This window comes from Streptomyces sp. NPDC053665 (genome assembly GCF_055585285.1).
Window position 1 is genome coordinate 1528446 of record NZ_JBVJKK010000001.1, and the last position, 17212, is coordinate 1545657.

General features: G+C 71.1%; 19 protein-coding genes. 16 read left to right on the forward strand and 3 right to left on the reverse strand.

Translation table 11 applies throughout. From position 1 onward, the window contains the following. Positions 1-17 precede the first annotated feature (17 nt). The 3 genes from ACZ6ZN_RS06640 to ACZ6ZN_RS06650 form a co-directional block, all read right to left on the reverse strand. Positions 18-503, reverse strand: a complete 486-nt coding sequence (locus tag ACZ6ZN_RS06640; protein ID WP_469643602.1) for a hypothetical protein — start codon at positions 501-503, stop codon at positions 18-20. Beyond that, positions 500-1051 carry a DUF4913 domain-containing protein gene (locus tag ACZ6ZN_RS06645; RefSeq protein WP_179342576.1) on the reverse strand — a complete coding sequence of 184 codons (552 nt, stop codon included), beginning with the start codon at positions 1049-1051 and terminating at the stop codon, positions 500-502. Before ACZ6ZN_RS06645 ends, ACZ6ZN_RS06640 begins: the two co-directional genes overlap by 4 nt. A gap of 251 nt (positions 1052-1302) precedes the next feature. Beyond that, positions 1303-2058 (reverse strand): DNA-methyltransferase, encoded by a 756-nt coding sequence (locus ACZ6ZN_RS06650; protein ID WP_054100374.1) that lies wholly within the window; start codon positions 2056-2058, stop codon positions 1303-1305. Between the two features lie 513 nt (positions 2059-2571). On the opposite strand from ACZ6ZN_RS06650, the gene ACZ6ZN_RS06655 reads away from it, so the two are divergent. From ACZ6ZN_RS06655 to ACZ6ZN_RS06730, 16 genes are all read left to right on the forward strand, one after another. Further along, positions 2572-3693: a C40 family peptidase gene (locus ACZ6ZN_RS06655; protein WP_469643605.1), complete on the forward strand. Its 1122-nt coding sequence runs from the start codon at positions 2572-2574 to the stop codon at positions 3691-3693. Positions 3694-3831: 138 nt separating this feature from the next. Continuing rightward, entirely contained in the window at positions 3832-4146 is a 315-nt protein-coding gene (locus ACZ6ZN_RS06660) for a DUF6112 family protein (RefSeq protein WP_054100372.1), read from the forward strand. Further along, the gene (locus ACZ6ZN_RS06665; protein ID WP_469643608.1) at positions 4146-4838 is read left to right on the forward strand and encodes a hypothetical protein; all 693 of its coding nucleotides are present in this window, start codon (positions 4146-4148) and stop codon (positions 4836-4838) included. Before ACZ6ZN_RS06660 ends, ACZ6ZN_RS06665 begins: the two co-directional genes overlap by 1 nt. A gap of 36 nt (positions 4839-4874) precedes the next feature. Continuing rightward, positions 4875-6257 carry an SCO6881 family protein gene (locus ACZ6ZN_RS06670; RefSeq protein ID WP_469643610.1) on the forward strand — a complete coding sequence of 461 codons (1383 nt, stop codon included), beginning with the start codon at positions 4875-4877 and terminating at the stop codon, positions 6255-6257. A gap of 80 nt (positions 6258-6337) precedes the next feature. After that, positions 6338-7810, forward strand: coding sequence for an SCO6880 family protein (locus ACZ6ZN_RS06675; RefSeq protein WP_469643612.1), 1473 nt, complete (start codon positions 6338-6340; stop codon positions 7808-7810). A gap of 101 nt (positions 7811-7911) precedes the next feature. Beyond that, positions 7912-8373, forward strand: coding sequence for a DUF6238 family protein (locus ACZ6ZN_RS06680; RefSeq protein WP_061441576.1), 462 nt, complete (start codon positions 7912-7914; stop codon positions 8371-8373). A 28-nt stretch (positions 8374-8401) separates the two neighbouring features. Then, complete coding sequence (locus ACZ6ZN_RS06685; protein WP_427900890.1) at positions 8402-9916, forward strand: VirB4 family type IV secretion system protein; 1515 nt, start codon at positions 8402-8404, stop codon at positions 9914-9916. A 14-nt stretch (positions 9917-9930) separates the two neighbouring features. After that, positions 9931-10503: a hypothetical protein gene (locus tag ACZ6ZN_RS06690; protein ID WP_469643615.1), complete on the forward strand. Its 573-nt coding sequence runs from the start codon at positions 9931-9933 to the stop codon at positions 10501-10503. Between the two features lie 24 nt (positions 10504-10527). Continuing rightward, positions 10528-11643 (forward strand): hypothetical protein, encoded by a 1116-nt coding sequence (locus tag ACZ6ZN_RS06695; RefSeq protein WP_469643617.1) that lies wholly within the window; start codon positions 10528-10530, stop codon positions 11641-11643. Between the two features lie 10 nt (positions 11644-11653). Then, complete coding sequence (locus ACZ6ZN_RS06700) at positions 11654-12730, forward strand: DUF8094 domain-containing protein (protein ID WP_469643619.1); 1077 nt, start codon at positions 11654-11656, stop codon at positions 12728-12730. A gap of 144 nt (positions 12731-12874) precedes the next feature. Further along, positions 12875-13384 (forward strand): hypothetical protein, encoded by a 510-nt coding sequence (locus tag ACZ6ZN_RS06705; protein WP_165684259.1) that lies wholly within the window; start codon positions 12875-12877, stop codon positions 13382-13384. Positions 13385-13427: 43 nt separating this feature from the next. Beyond that, on the forward strand, positions 13428-14171 hold the full coding sequence (locus ACZ6ZN_RS06710; protein WP_469643995.1) for a glycosyltransferase: 744 nt from the start codon (positions 13428-13430) through the stop codon (positions 14169-14171). Beyond that, positions 14164-15270, forward strand: a complete 1107-nt coding sequence (locus ACZ6ZN_RS06715; protein WP_469643622.1) for a hypothetical protein — start codon at positions 14164-14166, stop codon at positions 15268-15270. Before ACZ6ZN_RS06710 ends, ACZ6ZN_RS06715 begins: the two co-directional genes overlap by 8 nt. A 36-nt stretch (positions 15271-15306) precedes the next feature. After that, entirely contained in the window at positions 15307-15765 is a 459-nt protein-coding gene (locus ACZ6ZN_RS06720; RefSeq protein WP_469643624.1) for a hypothetical protein, read from the forward strand. Further along, entirely contained in the window at positions 15762-16952 is a 1191-nt protein-coding gene (locus ACZ6ZN_RS06725) for a hypothetical protein (protein ID WP_469643627.1), read from the forward strand. Before ACZ6ZN_RS06720 ends, ACZ6ZN_RS06725 begins: the two co-directional genes overlap by 4 nt. Positions 16953-16989: 37 nt before the next feature. Then, positions 16990-17211 (forward strand): hypothetical protein, encoded by a 222-nt coding sequence (locus ACZ6ZN_RS06730; RefSeq protein WP_153181644.1) that lies wholly within the window; start codon positions 16990-16992, stop codon positions 17209-17211. Position 17212: the final 1 nt, after the last annotated feature.

Below are 17212 nucleotides of genomic sequence, written 5' to 3' on the forward strand. Positions count from 1 at the left end.
GGCGGCGCTCCGTGCGTTCAGAGGGTGGGATGGTGCGCGGGGTTGGGTGCGGGACGGGGCAGGCCCGGCAGTGCGGCAGGCGGCGGACCGGGCCGGGGCTTGGGAGGACGGGTGGTCAGCTGCGGGGAACGCGAGCGGGCCGCGTGCGTCCGAGCGCTCAGCGGCCGGCGGGTCATCCCCAGGCGGCGGCCGACCTCGTCGTAGACGTCGTTGCCCGCACGCGGCCGTACCGCGACGACGTGGATCTCCTTGGGGTGGGCGGAATCCGCGGGCGCCGGGCGGACGCCGTAGACGACGCGCCAGTCCTTGCGGCGGTCCACGAACAGCTTCCGGAATCCCTCCAGGTCGCCGTCGAGGCGCTGTCCGAAGCGCTGGGCGTTCACGACTTCCTGCAGGTAGGCGAGGGTGAGGTCGCGGATATCGCTGGGGGCCTGAAGGAGATCGGTCAGCGCGCGAGGGTCGAAGCTCAGTCCGAAGGCGGGCTGTCCCGCTCCCGCGGTCATGGCGTCGGCTCGCCCGGCTCGGCAGTGCCGGCGCCATCCGCCGTGGCCGCGGTCTCGGTGCGCACGGACGGCGGCGGGCCGGGCAGGAGACGGTGAGCGGGCCGGTCGGGGGAGGTCATGCAGGCCGACAGCGGTCCGCCCGGCGCGCGAATCGCGGCGACGGCGTGGGTGAGGAAGTCGCGGTGCCACACGAACAGGCCGGAGAGCCCGGCTTCGGGGTCCTTGTGCTGCTGGTAGGCGAGCCACAGGGCGTGCAGCCAGGCCACGACGTCGTCGTGCTCCTGCCACTGCAGGCACCAAGGTGCCGCGGTGGTGACCTCCGCTCCGTAGACCGGGAGGAAGAAGTCGTCGACCCAGTCCGAGAGGGCGTCGAGTTCGTCTTCCCGTTCCTCCCCGTCGAGTTCCAGGATCGGGCGAGGCTCCGGCGGAACGGCGGCCGGAGGCCCGCCGAGTCCCGGCATGCCGAACGCGGCGAACGGTGACCCGCTCGGCGCCGGCGCGGATGCGAGGTGGTCGAGCTGCTGAGCCTGTTGAGCCGACTGCTCCATGAGCCGCCGCACGCTCGCCTCGATTCCCTCCAACTGCGGATCCGGAATACGAACCGGCTCCAGCTCCCCATCGTCAGACGGCCTTGCGGATTCGGACATTGAAAGTTCAGCCTCCTACGAGACACGGGTTGGGAGAAAGGCGAAGACGTCCTTGCACGGACCGGGCAGTGAAATTGCACGTCCACTCCGGCGGTGCTCCGCCGGCGGCTCAGCAGGGAGCCGGTTGCCTTGGCGGCAGGAGAGGACGCGGCTCAGGTTGCGAGAACCACGTCGTCCTTGGTGAGGGTGGCGCGGATCGTCTCGGTGAGCCGGTCGGCCGCGATCGACGCGTAGTGCTCGGTCTTCTCCACGCCGATGAAGTCCCGGCCTTCCAGCAGGGCGGCGACGCCCGTGGAGCCGGAGCCGGCGCAGAAGTCGAGGACCGTGCCGCCTTCGGGGCTGATCTTGACCAGCTCGCGCATCACCTCCACCGGCTTCTGCGTGATGTGCTGGCGCTTGGACCCCGAGGGCTGCGAAGCCGAGTACATACCCGGTAGGTAGACCGGGTTCCGGGAGCCGTCGATCGGCCCCTTGGACGCCCAGACGATGAATTCGCAGTTCTGGGTGAACCGGCCCTTCTGGGGCCTGGCCTGCGGCTTGTGCCAGGCCAGCACACCCCGCCACAGCCACCCGGCCGCCTGGATCGCGTCCGTCGTCGTGGGGAGCTGGCGCCAGTCGGTGAACAGCAGGGCGGTCCCGCCGGTCTTCGTCAGCCGGTGCGCTTCGGTCATGATCTGCGTCAGCCAGAAGCCGTAGGAGCGCTGGTCCATGTTCTCGCCGGTGAAGTCGGCAAGGTCGTTCTTGGCATCGGCGGAGGTGTACTTCTGCTTCGCGGAGCGGGTGGTGCGCTCCTTCGCGGTCCGGCCGCCGCTGTTGTACGGCGGGTCGGTGATGACGGAGTCGACGCAGCCGTCCGGTAGGCCGGAGAGAACGGCCAGAGCGTCGCCCTGGTGCAGGGAAAAAGGCAAAGAGGAACCCCTATTCGGGTGCGGAAATCGCGGAGGGAAACCCCGCCTCACACAGGAGTCCTCGCGGGCCGAAAGCGGGCATGCAGAAGCCCGTGGCCGCAGACCGAGGAGGGCGAGGGGGAGTCAAAAAACTGTAGAGGCGAATCCGCCGACGACCAAGAAACCCGTACCGATGTACCGGTTTTCGGCACCTCACGCCGAGCTTTTTGGTCAACCGCCGATCCGCACCTACTGTTTTTGAACCGCCCGGCGCACACCGCCGCTGGCTACATCCTCGCCACACCTCACGGAGATACCCCTGCCCCGGCACACCTAGCTCACAGCACGGCCGCGCGGAGCGAGCGGCAACTCCCCCGCACCGGCCCGCCTCCGATCGCCCACCCCGGCTGCCGCGCCCTTCCACCACGCCTCGCGAACGCGACACGCCGGACACCACATCCCGAAGGACTCGTTCATGACGTCTGACCACCCATCCATGCCCGAACCCGCTGACCGGCGAGCGGTCCGCTCGGGTTGAAGGCACTCGCCGCCGGCATCGGCGTCGTCTTCCTCTCCCCGATCCTGCTCGCCGGTACCGGCATGATGCTCGCCTCCTCCGCCGAAGCCGTACAGAGCAGCAGCTCCTTCAGCAACTGCCTGACCGACATCGACAGCGACAAGGTCGCCGAGCAGGTCATCAAGATCCTCGACGGCGCGTCCGGCAAGGACGTTGACATTGAGGGCCTGGACCTGCCCGCCGAGCAGGTCCCCAACGCGGCGACGATCGTGGCCGCCGGCCTCTCGCTCGACGTTCCCAAGAAGGGCCAGATCATCGCGCTCGCCACGGCGATGCAGGAGAGCCGGCTGCGCAACCTGGGCTACGGGGACCGCGACTCCCTCGGTCTCTTCCAGCAGCGTCCGTCCCAGGGGTGGGGCAGCGCCCAGCAGATCCGCGACCCAACCTACGCGAGCGAGCAGTTCTACAAGCACCTGCTCAAGGTGGACGGCTGGCAGCAGATGACCGTCACCCAGGCCGCGCAAGCCGTGCAGAAGTCCGGCCTGCCGGACGCGTACGCGCAGTGGGAGAACCTGGCCACCGCGCTGCAGGCCGCCATCGTCAAGACCTTCCCCGGCGCCGGGGATGCCACGGATGACAAGGACGAGAAGCCGTCGACCAGTACGACCGGCTGCGCGCCGGGCCAGGACGGTTCCGGCTTCGGCCGCATCTCCGAAGGGAGCGTCCCCAAGGGCTACTCGATCCCCAAGGACGCCGACCCGAAGGCCCGTAAGGCCATCGAGTGGGCGATGCACCAGCTCGGCACGCTCTACCAGTGGGGCGGATCCTGCACCAACGCGCACGGCCCCGACCCCATGGGCCGCTGCGACTGCTCCAGCCTGATGCAGCAGGCGTACGCCCATGCTGGCATCACGCTCACCCGCACCACGTACACGCAGGTCAACGAAGGCAAGGCTGTCTCGCCCGCTCACCTCAAGCCCGGCGACCTGATCTTCAGCCGCGGTACCGCCGCACGGCCTGAGCACGTCGGCATGTACATGGGCGAGGGCCTCGTGATCGAGGCGCCACGCACCACCAAGCCGGTGCGGATCACCCCGATCAAGGACTGGGACATTCTCGCCGTCCGCCGCGTCCTCTGACGCCGCCCCGCCCGGTGTCAGCCCGGGCGGGCCGGGCTGACGCGGCCACTTCCGGGCCCTTCGCTCGCCTCTCCCTCCGCTTTCACCTTCCCGTTGGGCCTCGCCGGGCCCGCGTATGCAAGGAGCCTCGCACCACCTATGTCCGTCCCTCTCGCAGACCGCGTCATCCAGCTCGCCTACGACCCAGGAATCACGCCCAAAGGCGGCGGGCTGCCTGGCCTCGCCGTGCTGAAGAACGTGGTCAACAGCATCAACATGTTCGGGATCATCGCCGTCGTCGGCGCCCTCGCCGTCTCGCTAGGCGTATGGGCCTGGGGCCACCACACCGGTGGACACCAGGCCGAGGCCAACGGGAAGAAGGGCGCCGTCGTCGCCGCCGGCGCCGCCCTCGGTCTGGGTGCCGCGAACGGCATCGTGGCCTTCTTCTCCGGCCTGGGATCGCAGGTCCACTGATGCGGAAACGCTTCCCCTCCTCTCCGCTGTCCTCGTACGGCTCGGGCTGGTCGACGAACCAGCGCATCGCGATCGGCGCCACCGTTGTCGCCGTTCTACTTGCCCTCGCCGGGGTCGTTGCCCTGCTGACCGGCGGTGGCAACAGCCAGCAGACTCCCGATGCCGCGCCACCGGCTCCCACGGGCGGCCCGTCCCACTCCGAGGCTGCTCCCAAGCCTTCCTCCGGGTCCGGGTCGGTGCCCAAGCCGCCGCAGATCGCCGAGCCGGTCGCCTACGCCAAGGCAGCGGCCCAGATGCTCTGGTCCTACGACACCCGCGACACCAGCCGCGACCAGCAACTCGCCGGCATGCGCGCCTGGATGACCACCGAGACCAAGTACGCCGACTGGACCTCGGTCGCAGGCCAGGTCCCCGACCCCGTGCTGTGGTCACGGATGGCCGACCAGGACCAGCACGCCACCGCCCACATCACCGAAGGCCACTACCCCGGCGCGTTCAAACAGGCGCTGGCCGAGGATCCGTCCGCGATCACCGAGGCGTACATCTACGTCGTCACCGTCAACGGCAAGCAGACCCTCAGCTGGAAGAAGGGCGGCGGCGGAGCCGAGGAACGCGCCGTGACCCTGGCCGTCCAGTGCCGCCCGAACCACGACTGCACCCTGGCCGCCATCGCACCGAGCGTCACGCAGTGACCCGCGCCTGAGACACGAAAGGAGGAGTAACTCCTCGTGGGTTTCTGTGATTTCCCCCTGGCGGACAAACTGTGCGCCGTCGGCGACGCGGTGGACTTCGCCTCGGACCCGGGCAAAGCCATCGGTGACTGGATGGCGAAGTCCGCCGGTGAACTGGCAGCCGCCGCAGCCGACCTGGCCGCCGAAGCCGTCAACACCACCACCAAGGTCGATCTGAACGCCGGGTGGTTCCGCGACAACTACGAAATGCTGTTGCCGCTGGGCCTGGTCCTGCTGGTCGCCACCTTCTGCGCGCAACTGGTCCGGGCCGCCATCAGACGCGACGGGCAAGCCCTTACCCAAGCATTCACGGGCACCGCGTCCGGAGTCCTGTTCGCCTTCTGCGCCATCGCCCTGACCACAGTCGCCATCGAGGTCGTGGACGCCGTCAGCGACGGCCTGTTCAAAGCCGCACACTTGAACATCGAATCGGCCGTGCGCCGCGTGGTGAAGGTCAGCCAAATCGGGGCGCTGTCCGGTCTCGGCTGGCTCGTCCCGGTCGTCACCGGACTCGGCGCCGCCATCGGCGCCTTCCTCTACTGGTGCGTGATGATGGTCCGCAAGGTCGGCATCCTCGTCATGGTCACCCTCGCGGTCTTCGCCTCCGCCGGCGGCGGCTGGGAAGTCGCCCGGCGCTGGCGCAAGGGCTGGATCGAAGCCACCGCCACCCTCGTCGTCTCCAAGCTCCTGATGACCGTCATCTTCGTCCTCGGTATCGCCGCCATGGGCAAGACCGAAGCCAATGACGGCATCGCCGCGCTCGCCGACGTCATGTCCGGCATCGTGATCATGGTCCTGGTGCTGCTGTGCCCGTACGCCGTCTTCAAATTCGTGCACTGGGCAGCCGACGGCACCGACGGCGAGTCCATCCACCGTGCCGGTGGCGCCGGAGCACAGATCGCCAAGGCCCACGCCGAGAAGGCCGCCCGCAAGGCCGCCGCAGCCGCAGCCACCGCCGGAACCGGTGGCGCCGCAGCCGGAGCAGGTGGCGCTGCCGCCATGGGGAGTGCCGCACCGCAAGGCCCCGACGGCGGCGGATTCCCCGGCGACATCGCCACCGCCCCGACCGGCGGCGAAGGAAAGGACGGCTCGCAGGGCGGTGGTACGGGCGGCTCGCCCGGCGGCGATGCCGTCAAGTCCGGCCTGGAGAAAGCCGTCCAGCCCGCGCCGACCAGCGTGTCCGACGACACCAGCGGCCAGGTGGGAGGCACCCCCGGACCCGGCGGATCCGGCGCAAATGCCGCGTCCGGCCAGGGCGGCGGATGGCAGACCACTCCGCCGACAACGACACCGCCTCCACAGGGCGCACCCCCGTCCTCCGGCTCACAGGACGCCGCGTCGAGCGGGTCGGCACCGCCGCCGCCTCCGACCGGCCTCTGACCCCTGCCCGACGCCCGGGGGCGGGACGTGCACACACCTCCCGCCCCCGGCCTCCACCCGCGCCTCCAGGACCCGCCCCCATGACTGACCTCTCTGTTGCTCCGGTCACGGTGAAGTTCCCCCACCGGAGCCGCCGCGGCATCCTCCTCGGCCTCTCCCTGCCCCAACTCGTTCTCGTCTCCTGCACACTGGCCCTGCTGCTAATGACGGTGATCTCCACCGGGCTACTCGGCGCCGTTGCCCTGGCACCGCTGTGGGCGGCATCCGGCGCACTCGTCGCCATCCGCCGCCACGGCCGCTCCCTCATCGACTGGGCACCGATCGTCACCCGGTACACGCACCGCCGCCGCACCGGCCAGACCCTCTGGCTCGCCCGACCTGTCACCAGGCCCCGGCAGGACGGCCTCCTCCATCTGCCCGGCACCGCCGCTTCCCTCAAAGTCGTCACCCCCGGCGACTCCGCCAACGGAGCCGCAGCCGTCCACGACCCGCACCAGCAGACCCTGACCGCCATCGCCCGCGTCACCAGCCGCGCCTTCGCCCTCCTCGACCCCGCCACCCAGAACCACAACGTGAGCAGCTGGGGGCGCGCGCTGGCAGGTATCGCCCGCACCGGGCACGTCGCCACCGTGCAGGTCCTGGAGCGCACCGTGCCCGACAGCGGTGACACGCTCACCCGCCACTGGACCCAGAACGGGCAGCCCCAGACCCCCGTCGCCGGACAGATCTACTCCGAACTGGTCGCCTCGGCCGGCCCGGCCGCCGCTCCGCACGAGACCTACCTCGCCATCTCCCTCGACCTCAAGGCCGCCCGGCGCCTGATCAACCAGGCCGGCGGAGGGCTGCCCGGGGCATTCACCGTCATGGAGCAGACCACCGCCTCCATCGCCCAGGCCGCCCGCAACGCCGGCCTGATGGTCACCGGCTGGCTGAGCGCGCGGGAGATCGCCGCCGTCATCCGCACCGCCTACGACCCCAAGGCGCTCGCCTCGCTCCAGCAGTGGTCCGAGACCGGCCGCGCTGAGGCCGACCCCGCAGCCGCCGGGCCCGTCGTGCAGTTCGAGGAGTACGACCGCCTCGCCACCGACAGCGCGCGGCACGCGACGTACTGGGTGGAGAACTGGCCGCGCACCGAGATGGGGGCAGGGTTCCTGCACGGGATCATGTTCACGGCCGGCGTGCGCCGCACCCTGTCCCTTATCTACGTGCCGCAGGGGCTCGAGTCCGCACTGCGGGACGTCCAGCGCAAGAAGGCCGCGATCATCGCCGACGCCAACGAGCGCGCCCGCCGCGGGCAGGTCGACTCCGAAGAGGATTCCGTCGAGTACGCCGACGTCAAGACCCGCGAACGCCAGCTCATCGCCGGGCACGCGGACGTGGCCCTGACCGGCCTGGTCACCGTCACCGCCGAGACCGACGCCCTCCTGGACGCCGCCTGCGCACAGATCGAGACCCACGCCGTCACCTCCGGCGTCGATCTCCGCAGGCTCAACTACCAGCAGCCGGACGCCTTCGCCCTCTCCGCGCTCCCGCTCGCCCGCACCGCCCTGTGAACCAGCAGCGCCCGTGCACGCCCTGACCCACTGCACTCCGGATCACCCGCGACGGGACGCCCCTTCACCACCCTGCCGACCGGCAGGAAGGACCACTACCTTTGACCTCTCCCCCGCGCCCCGACGACGCGCACCCCTACCTCCGCGCCGCGAGCGCCGGCATCCGCCACCACACACGCGCCCTCACGCCCTCGGACGCAGACCCGCCCAGGCCCGTGGACCGTCTGCACCTCGATGTACTGCACGCCCACCTCACCGCTCTGCTCCAGCTTCTGGACCGGCTCGCCGACCACACCCGGCCCCCGCACCCGGCCGCCGGACGTCACCTGGCCACCGCCCACACCAGGCTCTGGCAGGCCACCACCGAAGTCCACGCCGCCTTCCACCTGCTGCCCGGCACACCCCAGGCCGACGCCGAGACAAGCGCCTGCCATCCAGAGCGGCTTCCCGAGGGCCTGCCCGTGCTGACGATCTGCCAGCGCCACCTCGCCGCCGGACACGTCGTCCGCCGCAAGACCACCCCCACCGACCTCCGCCCGCACGCCACGGCCTGCGTGCGATGAGCACCACCCGCAGAATCGAGGGCCCCCGATGAGCCACCGGCCCGCCCGCCGCGCCCGCCGCGCGTCCGCCAGCCCGCTGTTCACCCCCCACGGCACCGACCGCGCCAGCCGCAAGGCCGCCCGCCGCCAGCTCGCCGAGGCCGCCGCAAAAGCCCGCGCGGAAGCCAGCGCCCACCAGAGCGAAAGCACCCGCCCCGAGCAGCAGATGCCCGCCCCGCTCTACCCACCGAGCGGACGTCCCGGGCCCGCCTCCGCTCGCGGGAACCGGCTAAAACTTCCCGCCCACCGCATGACCACCGCCGTCGCGGCCGGCGCCTATCCCTTCCTCGCCGAAGGCGGACTCGGCGCCGAGGGCATCTACATCGGACGCGACGTCCACGCCGAGGCGTCATTCGTCTTCGATCCGTTCGCTCTGTACGGCAAGGTCGAGGGGTTCACCAACCCGAACCTGCTGCTCGCCGGCGTGATCGGCCAGGGCAAGAGCGCGCTGGCCAAGTCCTTCGCGCTGCGATCGGTCGCCTTCGGGTACCGCGTCTACGTCCCGTGCGACCCGAAGGGCGAGTGGACTCCGGTGGCCGAAGCCCTCGGCGGCCGGTCCGTCGCCCTCGGGCCCGGACTGCCCGGACGCCTGAACCCCCTGGACGCAGCCCCGCGCCCGGACAGCGTGGCCGAGGCCGACTGGGTCGGCGAAATCCGCAAGCGGCGCCTGCTCCTGCTCGGCTCCCTCGCCCGGACCGTACTGGGCCGGGACCTGATGCCCATGGAACACACCGCCCTGGACGTCGCCCTCGACGCCGTCGTCACCCGCGCCGCCGACACACACCGCACCCCGCTCCTCGGCGACATCGCCGCCACCCTCAACAACCCGACCGACCTCGATGAGGCCGCCGGGATGATGGCGGGCCAACTCGGCGACGCAGCCCGCGACCTGGCCCACGCCATGCGGCGCCTGGTCCACGGCGACCTGGCCGGCATGTTCGACGCCCCCTCCACCGTCGCCTTCGACCCGAACGCGCCGATGCTCACCATCGACCTCTCCCGCCTCGGCGGATCCGGGGACGACACCGCCCTCGTCCTCGCGATGACCTGCGCGAGCGCCTGGATGGAATCCGCCCTGTCCGACCCCGGCGGCGGCCGGCGCTGGATCGTGTACGACGAGGCATGGCGCCTGATGCGGCACGTCGGCCTCCTCCAGCGCATGCAGGCCCAGTGGAAGCTCTCCCGCGGACTCGGCATCGCCAACCTCATGGTGATCCATCGGCTGTCCGACCTGCTCACCGCCGGCGACGCCGGATCACAGGGCCGCGCCCTGGCCGAGGGTCTCCTGGCGGACTGCTCCACCCGGATCATCTACCGCCAGGAGACCGACCAGCTCCACGCCGCAGCCTCCCTGCTCGGCCTGACCTCCGTCGAGATGGACGCCATCGCCCACCTCAACCGAGGGCGCGGATTGTGGAAAGTCGCAGGTCGGAGCTTCATCGTGCAGCACCTCCTGCACAGCCACGAATTGGCGCTCTTCGATACCGACGCCCGTATGCACTGAGGAGCAAAAGGCCCGTGAAGCCCGATTTCCAACGCGACCTGATACCGCGCGACGACGCGCTCCACCTTATCGGCGCACTCAACGCCATGAAGGACAAACTGCACGACGCCGCCCAGCGGTGGGAGCTGCTCGACGAGAACGGGCACGTTCCGGCCGCGCCGTCCTACACCGCGCTGCTCCAGCACGCCACCGACGCGCAGGACCTCTCCCGCGATGTCCTCCGCCTGGCCGACGCCTTCGCCCGGAGCCCTCACCACACCACCCGGACCGGCCGGACCGTCCTGAAGCAACTCGCCACGGCCGCGACCATCTCCAGCCACGCAGCCCCGCACTTCACCGAGACCGCAGAGGCCGCCCTGACCCTGCCCCGGACCACCAACCCCACCGACCGGCACTACCTCACGAATCGCATGGTCATCGACCACGCCTCAGCGCGAGCCTTTCTGCGGCGTGCCTCGGAATCCCTCCGCGACGCAGCCAAGGAACTCGACGACCACCTCGGCGTCCAGCGCTTCCTTGCGCCTCTGACCCGCCGGGAGGGACCGCCGGAACCACCGCCGTCACGGCCTGGCGGTCTCCACCGCTGACCGCACCAGAGCCGTGAGCTGCTCGTGCAACAGATCGCCACCCCGGTGCAGTCCGCCCGCAACGACCCGCAGCCCGCACCAGCCCCGAAGGACTCCTGCATCATCCCCCGCGACCCAGACTTCGAGCTCTACGACAACGTCGGCCGCGACGCCGACCAGATCCAAGCCGCCCGGTACAACCTCGCCACCCGCGGCGACTTGAAGCGGTGGGCACAACGCGACGCACAGCCCTTCCGCGCCGCGTACCCCCTACCCGACCAGCCCTGGCCAGCGCCCGACCTCACCCCGTACCTGGACGCCCTCGCCGCAGCCCGGACCCCGGCGGAGATCGACGCGGTCACCGACCACGTCCTGGACGCCGCCGAACCCGCACTGCGCGCCCTGAGTGACTACCTCGTCGCCGCAGCACGGTGGAAGCAGGAGAACCGCGACGCGGCCAAGGGATCGCCTTCGCACCTGCTGATGACAGCGGCCAGCCGGGCGCTGTCCGCCCTCGCTCTCGCCGACGAAGCCGGTCTGAACAGGCTGCGCGCCGCCTATGACCCGGCCCCCGCCCCCGCCGCAGGAGGAGCCATGGCCGCTGACGAAACGACCACTCCAGAACCCGGCCAGGTACCGCTCGCACCGCTGCCCGACCACCGCAACGTGCACACGCCGTGGTGGCAGGAGCTGTGGCGTCGCCACGCACACGTCATCACGCCGCTTCGGGCACGCGGGCTGCAGTGCGACATCGAATTCGGCCTCAGCACCTACAACGTGCGCGTCTCGCTCCCCGACGACAGCTACCTGGTCATCAGTCCGCCGCACGACCCGCCCTCCGAGCGACCGCCCGGAGACCCGGTGGGCTGGATCGCCACTCGCGAGCACCCCGACGACCCGACGCTGTTCGAGGTCATCTACGACTCGGCGCCCTCCAACGACCCCAGTGCTCCCCAACGGCCCGAAGCCCGCCACGGCGGCAGCACCCAACCCCTGATCGAGGCGATCGACCACCGCCTCGCCCAGCTCAGGCTGCTACCGCACCCCGCCTTGCCCCACGAAAACTCACACGTTCCCCCAGCCCAGCCGTCACCCCTCCCGCCACGGGTCCTCCCGCCGGCATCGCCGAAAGCCGCCCCACCGGCCAGACGCACGCCCTGACTTCTTCCCCTTGCGAACCCTTGGAGCCTCCATCCGCACCGCCCGCCGTACTCTGCCGCCGATCATCGGCGCCGCCTGCCTCACCCTGGCCCTCACTGGCTGCTCCGACGAAGACGGCCCAGCCCAGGCCCGACAGACGCCCAGCGCCAGCACCGCCCCGAAGCCCGCGCCCGCTCTCAGCGCTGCTCAGGCCCGCGACGTCATCACCCGCTATTCCAAGATCAACAACGAGGCCAACGCGGACCGCGACCGGCGCCTCCTCGACACCGTCGAGGACGGACCCCTGTACGCGATGTCCGTCTCGGACTACACCGAGACCGAAGGACTCCCCGCCAAGGACCGCGAGCCGTACGAGCGCTGGTCCTACGACCTCGCCAGCGCCAAGCTGTACATCCCCCGCCTGGCCGACGGACAGGACCGCTGGTTCGCTGCCGCCCTCTCCAGCGAGAAGGGCAAGGCCCCCTCTCGCTTGGCCGTGTTCGCCGAACAGCCCCACCACAAGCGCTGGGAGATGGTGTCCGTCGTCGACCTCGACAGCCAGAAGCTGCCCGACGTCGCCCTGGACCGCGAGGGATACGCGACCGCCGTCGCCTCCAATGACAACAAGCAGCTGGCCGCCGACGCCGACCTGCTGCGTACTGCCGTGCTGGACAACTTCACCACCGGAGGCACGAACACCGGAAACAAGGTATTCGCGCCGACCAAGGCCAGCAAGCGGCAAGTCAAGGTCCACAACGATGCCGCAACACGCTTCGGCGACAAGGGAACCAGCGTCTTCGACGAAGCCGACAACCGCTTCACGGACGCCTACGCCCTCAAGACGGAAGACGGCGGCGCGCTGGTCCTCTTCTCCCACACGCACACCCAGACCGACGCCGTCGCGCACTCCGGCCTGCAGATCAACCCCGGCAAGGAAGACCGGGCCTGGCTCCACGACGTGCCCCGCATGTCCATCCAGTACACGTTCGTGTGCAACGACGCCGCCACCGTCCCCGCGAAGGCCGAGCCCTCCCGCCTGATCGGCTACACCTGCGCCCGCACCGACGCCTCCGGCCCCCCGGTCCCCTCCTGGTCACACCGCGCGTAGCCGCACCCGCCCGCCACTTCGACGGCCACCGAGGACATCCCCCGCCCCCTGCTCGCTCCGGAGAACTCCCTGTCCACACACTCCTTCATCGCCCGCCCCACCCCCGGCACGGGGTACAGCGGCATCCACGTCCAGCTCGACGGCGTGCCCAGCAACCACCTCCCGCTCCTCCTGGCCGCCTACCAGTACAAGTTCGGACGCGACGTCGAGGCCATGGCCCAGCACCTCATCGACGACATCGCCGTCGGCTGGGACGAACTCGGCACCGATCTCCTCGACGACGCCCCGCCCACGCTCGTGGCCACGCTGACCGGCGGCGAACACTGGCCCAGCCGGACCCTCGATCACCTGATCACTCCGGACGGCTCGCCCCCGGTGCGCATGACGGTCACCGACACCACCGCCAGCGACCTGGGCATGCCGTGGGGCTACATCCTGCATCCGCAGGGCATCGAAGTGATCAGCATGGCTCACACAGGCACGGGCCCCCTCGTGGCCTGGGACACCGACCCCAACACCCCCTTCAGCGACCACCCGGCGCACTGGCCCGCCATCACCACACGCCGGACGCCCACCACCTCGCGCACCGCGCGCCCACCGCGGCCCGCTGCCGGTGCAGCACCGACCGGGCCCCGCACGGCTGCCCGCCGCTGACCCTCACCTCCCCTCATTGCCGGAGACTTCCCTGCCCGCTCCCCTGATTACGGTCGTCATCGCCACCCGCCTGCGCGACGACCGCCTCGACTACCTGACCACCATGCACGCCAGCCTCACCTGGCAGTCCGTGCCGTGGGAGGCCGTGATCGCGCTCGACGGCACCACACCCGAACGCCTGCCGACCGCGCTCGCGCAGGACTCCCGCATCCGCACACTGACGCTGCCCCGGCCGGTCGGCGCCGCCTGCGCCAGGAACCTGGCCCTCACACACGTGCGCACCCCCTACGTCAACTGGGCCGACGATGACGACCAGTTCACCGATGACGCCATGTCCGTACGGCTGGACACCCTGGAATCCACCGGAGTCGGCTGGTGCGCGGGCTGGAGCGAGGACCAGCACCCCGACGGCTCGACCCGTCTGTGGCGCTGCCCGACCCCGCCCGGCCGGCACGAGGCCGGCGACGTGTGGACCTATTGGAAGACGCCGACGGACACGATCCCCATCGGGCCGACCACGATCCTCGCCCGCACCGATCTCGTGCGCGCAGCGCCGATGGGCGGCCTCGTCCAGGGCGAGGACTACTGCGCGGCCCTCGGCGTCACCACGCTCGCGCCCGGAATCCTGCTGCCGGTGCCCGTGTACCGGTACCGCAAGCACCCCGGGCAGATGACGGCCCAGGTCGGGTACGACCAGCTGGAGGCGGCGGCCCGGCAGCACGCCTGGGCGTACGGGCGCAGCCTGCGCGCCGTCCTGCGCGGTGGCGAGGACCTGGTCCTTGGCTGAGGCGCAGATCATCCTGTCGCACAGCCGGGAGTCGGGGATCGTCGCCATCGCCTCGGGCGAGCAGTATCCGTGGGCGCACACCGCCCTCGCCGAGAGCGGCTTCCAGCGAGACGACGACGGCGTCTGGCACCTGGCCGCGGACGGCACCCAGACCACCGTGGTCGATCTGGTCACGTGCGCGAAGCGGCACCGCGCCAGCGTGCACACGAGCAGCCGGCGGTACATCGGCGACGCCGCCCGTGACCTCGCGCGCCTGCTGCCCGGCCAGTGGCACGCCTCGGTCGAGATCTATGCGCACCCGGCCTGGCAGGAGGACCTGGTCCCGTGGATCTGGGACAGCGGCGACCTCGGCCGCGCCGTCCAGAGCGAGCGGATCCCCTACGCCGCGGTCCTCACCGACGCGGCGCAGGGCACCACACTGTTGTTCGTCGAGCGGCCCGGCCATCATCTCGGCTACCTGGTGGGCGCCTTCTCGCCGGAAGGGCTCGAAGGAGGCTACGGCGACCCCCACGCTCCGCCCAGCATCGTCCTGCCGCCGTTTCCCGGGCGGGCTGCCCAGGCCCTCACCGACCGGTACCTTCCCGCCTACGAGCAGGCCGTCCATGCCCGCCAGACGGCGGCCATCGCCGGCGTGCTCGCAGACATCCGCTCCGAGCACGACGCCTGGCAGGCCATGAACGCCTCCGGCAGCTACAGCGACGCCACCCCGCTGGGCGCCGCCGCCCTCGGCGCCTCGACGGAGCTGTTCCTCGACCACGCCTGGCGCCGTTTCCTGACCGTCGTCGACCACGCCCCGACGCTGCTCGACCGGTGCCGGCCCGCGACCAGCCCGTGGCCCGACGACGCCTCAGCCCTCTCCCGTCTGGCCGACGCCGTGAGCGATGCCGAAGCCCTGCTCGACGAGATCGTCCACGGTGATGCCGTACCGGAGCAGGAGCGCCGAGCACGCGCGTGGCCGGCGATCGAGACGTGGCTCACCGACGGCGACGCGTTCTTGCGCCAGGCCCGCCTGAGCGCACCCCACCGCCGCCCGGACCTCCCCGTCACAGCCCCAGCCCGCCCCCTCGCCGCGGCCCGGCCGGCGTACCGCAGCCACTGACCGTTCCCCACGACAAGTCTGGAGATTCCCGCCCCTTTGCAACCCGGCACCCACTTCTCCTTCGGCGACCACAAGGAACACGGCTTCGTCGCCTCCTTCACTTCCTCGATTCCCCAGCACCTCGCCCACTGGTTCCTGGAGCGCGAGCAGTTCGAGCCCGTTCCCGGTGAACCCGGGCTGTATCGCCTCAGCGAGCCCGAGCGCGACGGAGTCCGCCGCACCCGCCAGGCTGTCCATGACCTGCGCCGCCACGGTTACACCGTGCAGGCCGGCATCCGCCTCAATCCGGCCCTCTCCGCCGGTCCGCCGCGCCCTGTCCGGCCCCACGGGCTCCAGGAGCGCCGCAGCAGGCTCGCCCAGGCCGCCGCCGGCCGAACGACGCAGCGCTCCACCCCGCCCACCACCTACCCTCCGTCGGCCCGGCCGATCCCGCCGAAGCCCACCTACGCTCCCACCGTCCACCTGACGGCCGCAGCCGACGGGCGGTCCCGATGACACCCACGAACAGCCCGGCCCCCGACAGTCCTTTGCCGACGGCGTCCGAACTGGCCAGCAAGGCAGGCGACTTCCGGCTGCGGATGGCCGTCATCGACTGCGAGACCGATGCCGCCCTCGACATGACACGCGACCGCCACGGCCGCACCGTCCACGCAGACGCCGCCGCAGCCGCACGAGCCCACCGTGACAAGGCGGCGGTGGAGGCGTACGTCACCCACCTCGCTCCGCACGCCGAGGCTCTCCTCGATGCCGCCCGACTCGCGCTCGACGATTTGCCGCCCGCCCGGCACCTGACCGGGTGGCGGGCCGTCCTGGACGGCCTGGCATCGTCCGCCGCCGAGATCCGCCGGGCCCTCGACCGGCCGGCCGCGCCCGGCTCTCCAGCCGAACGTGCTCAGCACGCGGCTCTGTGGGCGCACCTCACTGCCTGGGCGGACCACAGCCCGATCGCCAGCAACCTCGCCGACCAGCGCGACGGCCGGCACCACCAGGCTCCGCTGACCGACGAGGAACAGCAGCTGTGGACCGACAGGGCCCGGGCCGCACAGATACGTGGTGCGCTGGAGCTGACCGAGTCGTGGTATGCCGCCGACGGACAGCCGATCACCCTCGCTTACCTGGTCGAGGACGACGACTCCACAGTGGTCGCGCTGCGCGGCGACCCGGGCGTCCCGGGCTGGCAGGTGATCGGGCACTTCGCCCACGAGTACGAGGCAGGCAAGGCCCTGCCCGCTCCGGTTCCGCCCGGTGTGCTGCGCTCGGACATCTCCCGGTTCAACCGTCCGGCTCCGGCCCCGGAGCTGTCCCTGCAGGACCTCATCCGCGACGTCGTCGAAGGCCACAGTGCCGGTGACGCATCGAATGCTCTTCTGGGAGCTGTCCAGCGCGGTTACGCCGCCGGCCCGATGGTCCGCCTGCAAGAACTTCTGGAGACGACCAGCCAGTTCGCCAGCGCCCTGGAGACCGTGCAGGGCCGCCAGATCGCCGCCCGCCTCTCAGCGCTGGGACGGCAGATCGAGTTCCTCACCCGCGAAGTCGAAGAGGCAGCCGAGGACCTCGGTGCGACCGTCGCCGTCCTGCCTCCGCACCGCACCCCCGTGCTGCGCACCCGCCCGCGCCCGGCCGTGGACACCACACCGCCCGCGCCGCCGCCCCGCGCCAGCACGACGGCCCGCCACCGATAGGAGATCCGCTTTGCCCGAAGCAGCAGCAGAGCCGTTCATGCCGATCCGGCACACCATCACCGGCGAGATCACCACCACCGGCTACAACGCCGCCGCCCGGCGGATCCTGCTCCAGGACGGCTTCGAAGAGACGCCCGGCTGCGCCTGCCGAGTGACGGAACTCGGTACGGAGCAGGCGCACGGGGCTGCCCTGCAACCAGCCAGCTGCTCGTCGCCGGCCGTCCCGTGCCCCTGGACCGAGCCCTCGGCCGGCCGGTGAG

Coding starts and splice junctions, on each gene's coding strand:
- ACZ6ZN_RS06640 (WP_469643602.1), bottom strand. CDS start 503: ATGACCGCGGGAGCGGGACAGCCCGCCTTCGGACTGAGCTTCGACCCT.
- ACZ6ZN_RS06645 (WP_179342576.1), bottom strand. CDS start 1,051: ATGGAGCAGTCGGCTCAACAGGCTCAGCAGCTCGACCACCTCGCATCC.
- ACZ6ZN_RS06660 (WP_054100372.1), top strand. CDS start 3,832: ATGTCCGTCCCTCTCGCAGACCGCGTCATCCAGCTCGCCTACGACCCA.
- ACZ6ZN_RS06665 (WP_469643608.1), top strand. CDS start 4,146: ATGCGGAAACGCTTCCCCTCCTCTCCGCTGTCCTCGTACGGCTCGGGC.
- ACZ6ZN_RS06675 (WP_469643612.1), top strand. CDS start 6,338: ATGACTGACCTCTCTGTTGCTCCGGTCACGGTGAAGTTCCCCCACCGG.
- ACZ6ZN_RS06685 (WP_427900890.1), top strand. CDS start 8,402: ATGAGCCACCGGCCCGCCCGCCGCGCCCGCCGCGCGTCCGCCAGCCCG.
- ACZ6ZN_RS06725 (WP_469643627.1), top strand. CDS start 15,762: ATGACACCCACGAACAGCCCGGCCCCCGACAGTCCTTTGCCGACGGCG.
- ACZ6ZN_RS06730 (WP_153181644.1), top strand. CDS start 16,990: ATGCCGATCCGGCACACCATCACCGGCGAGATCACCACCACCGGCTAC.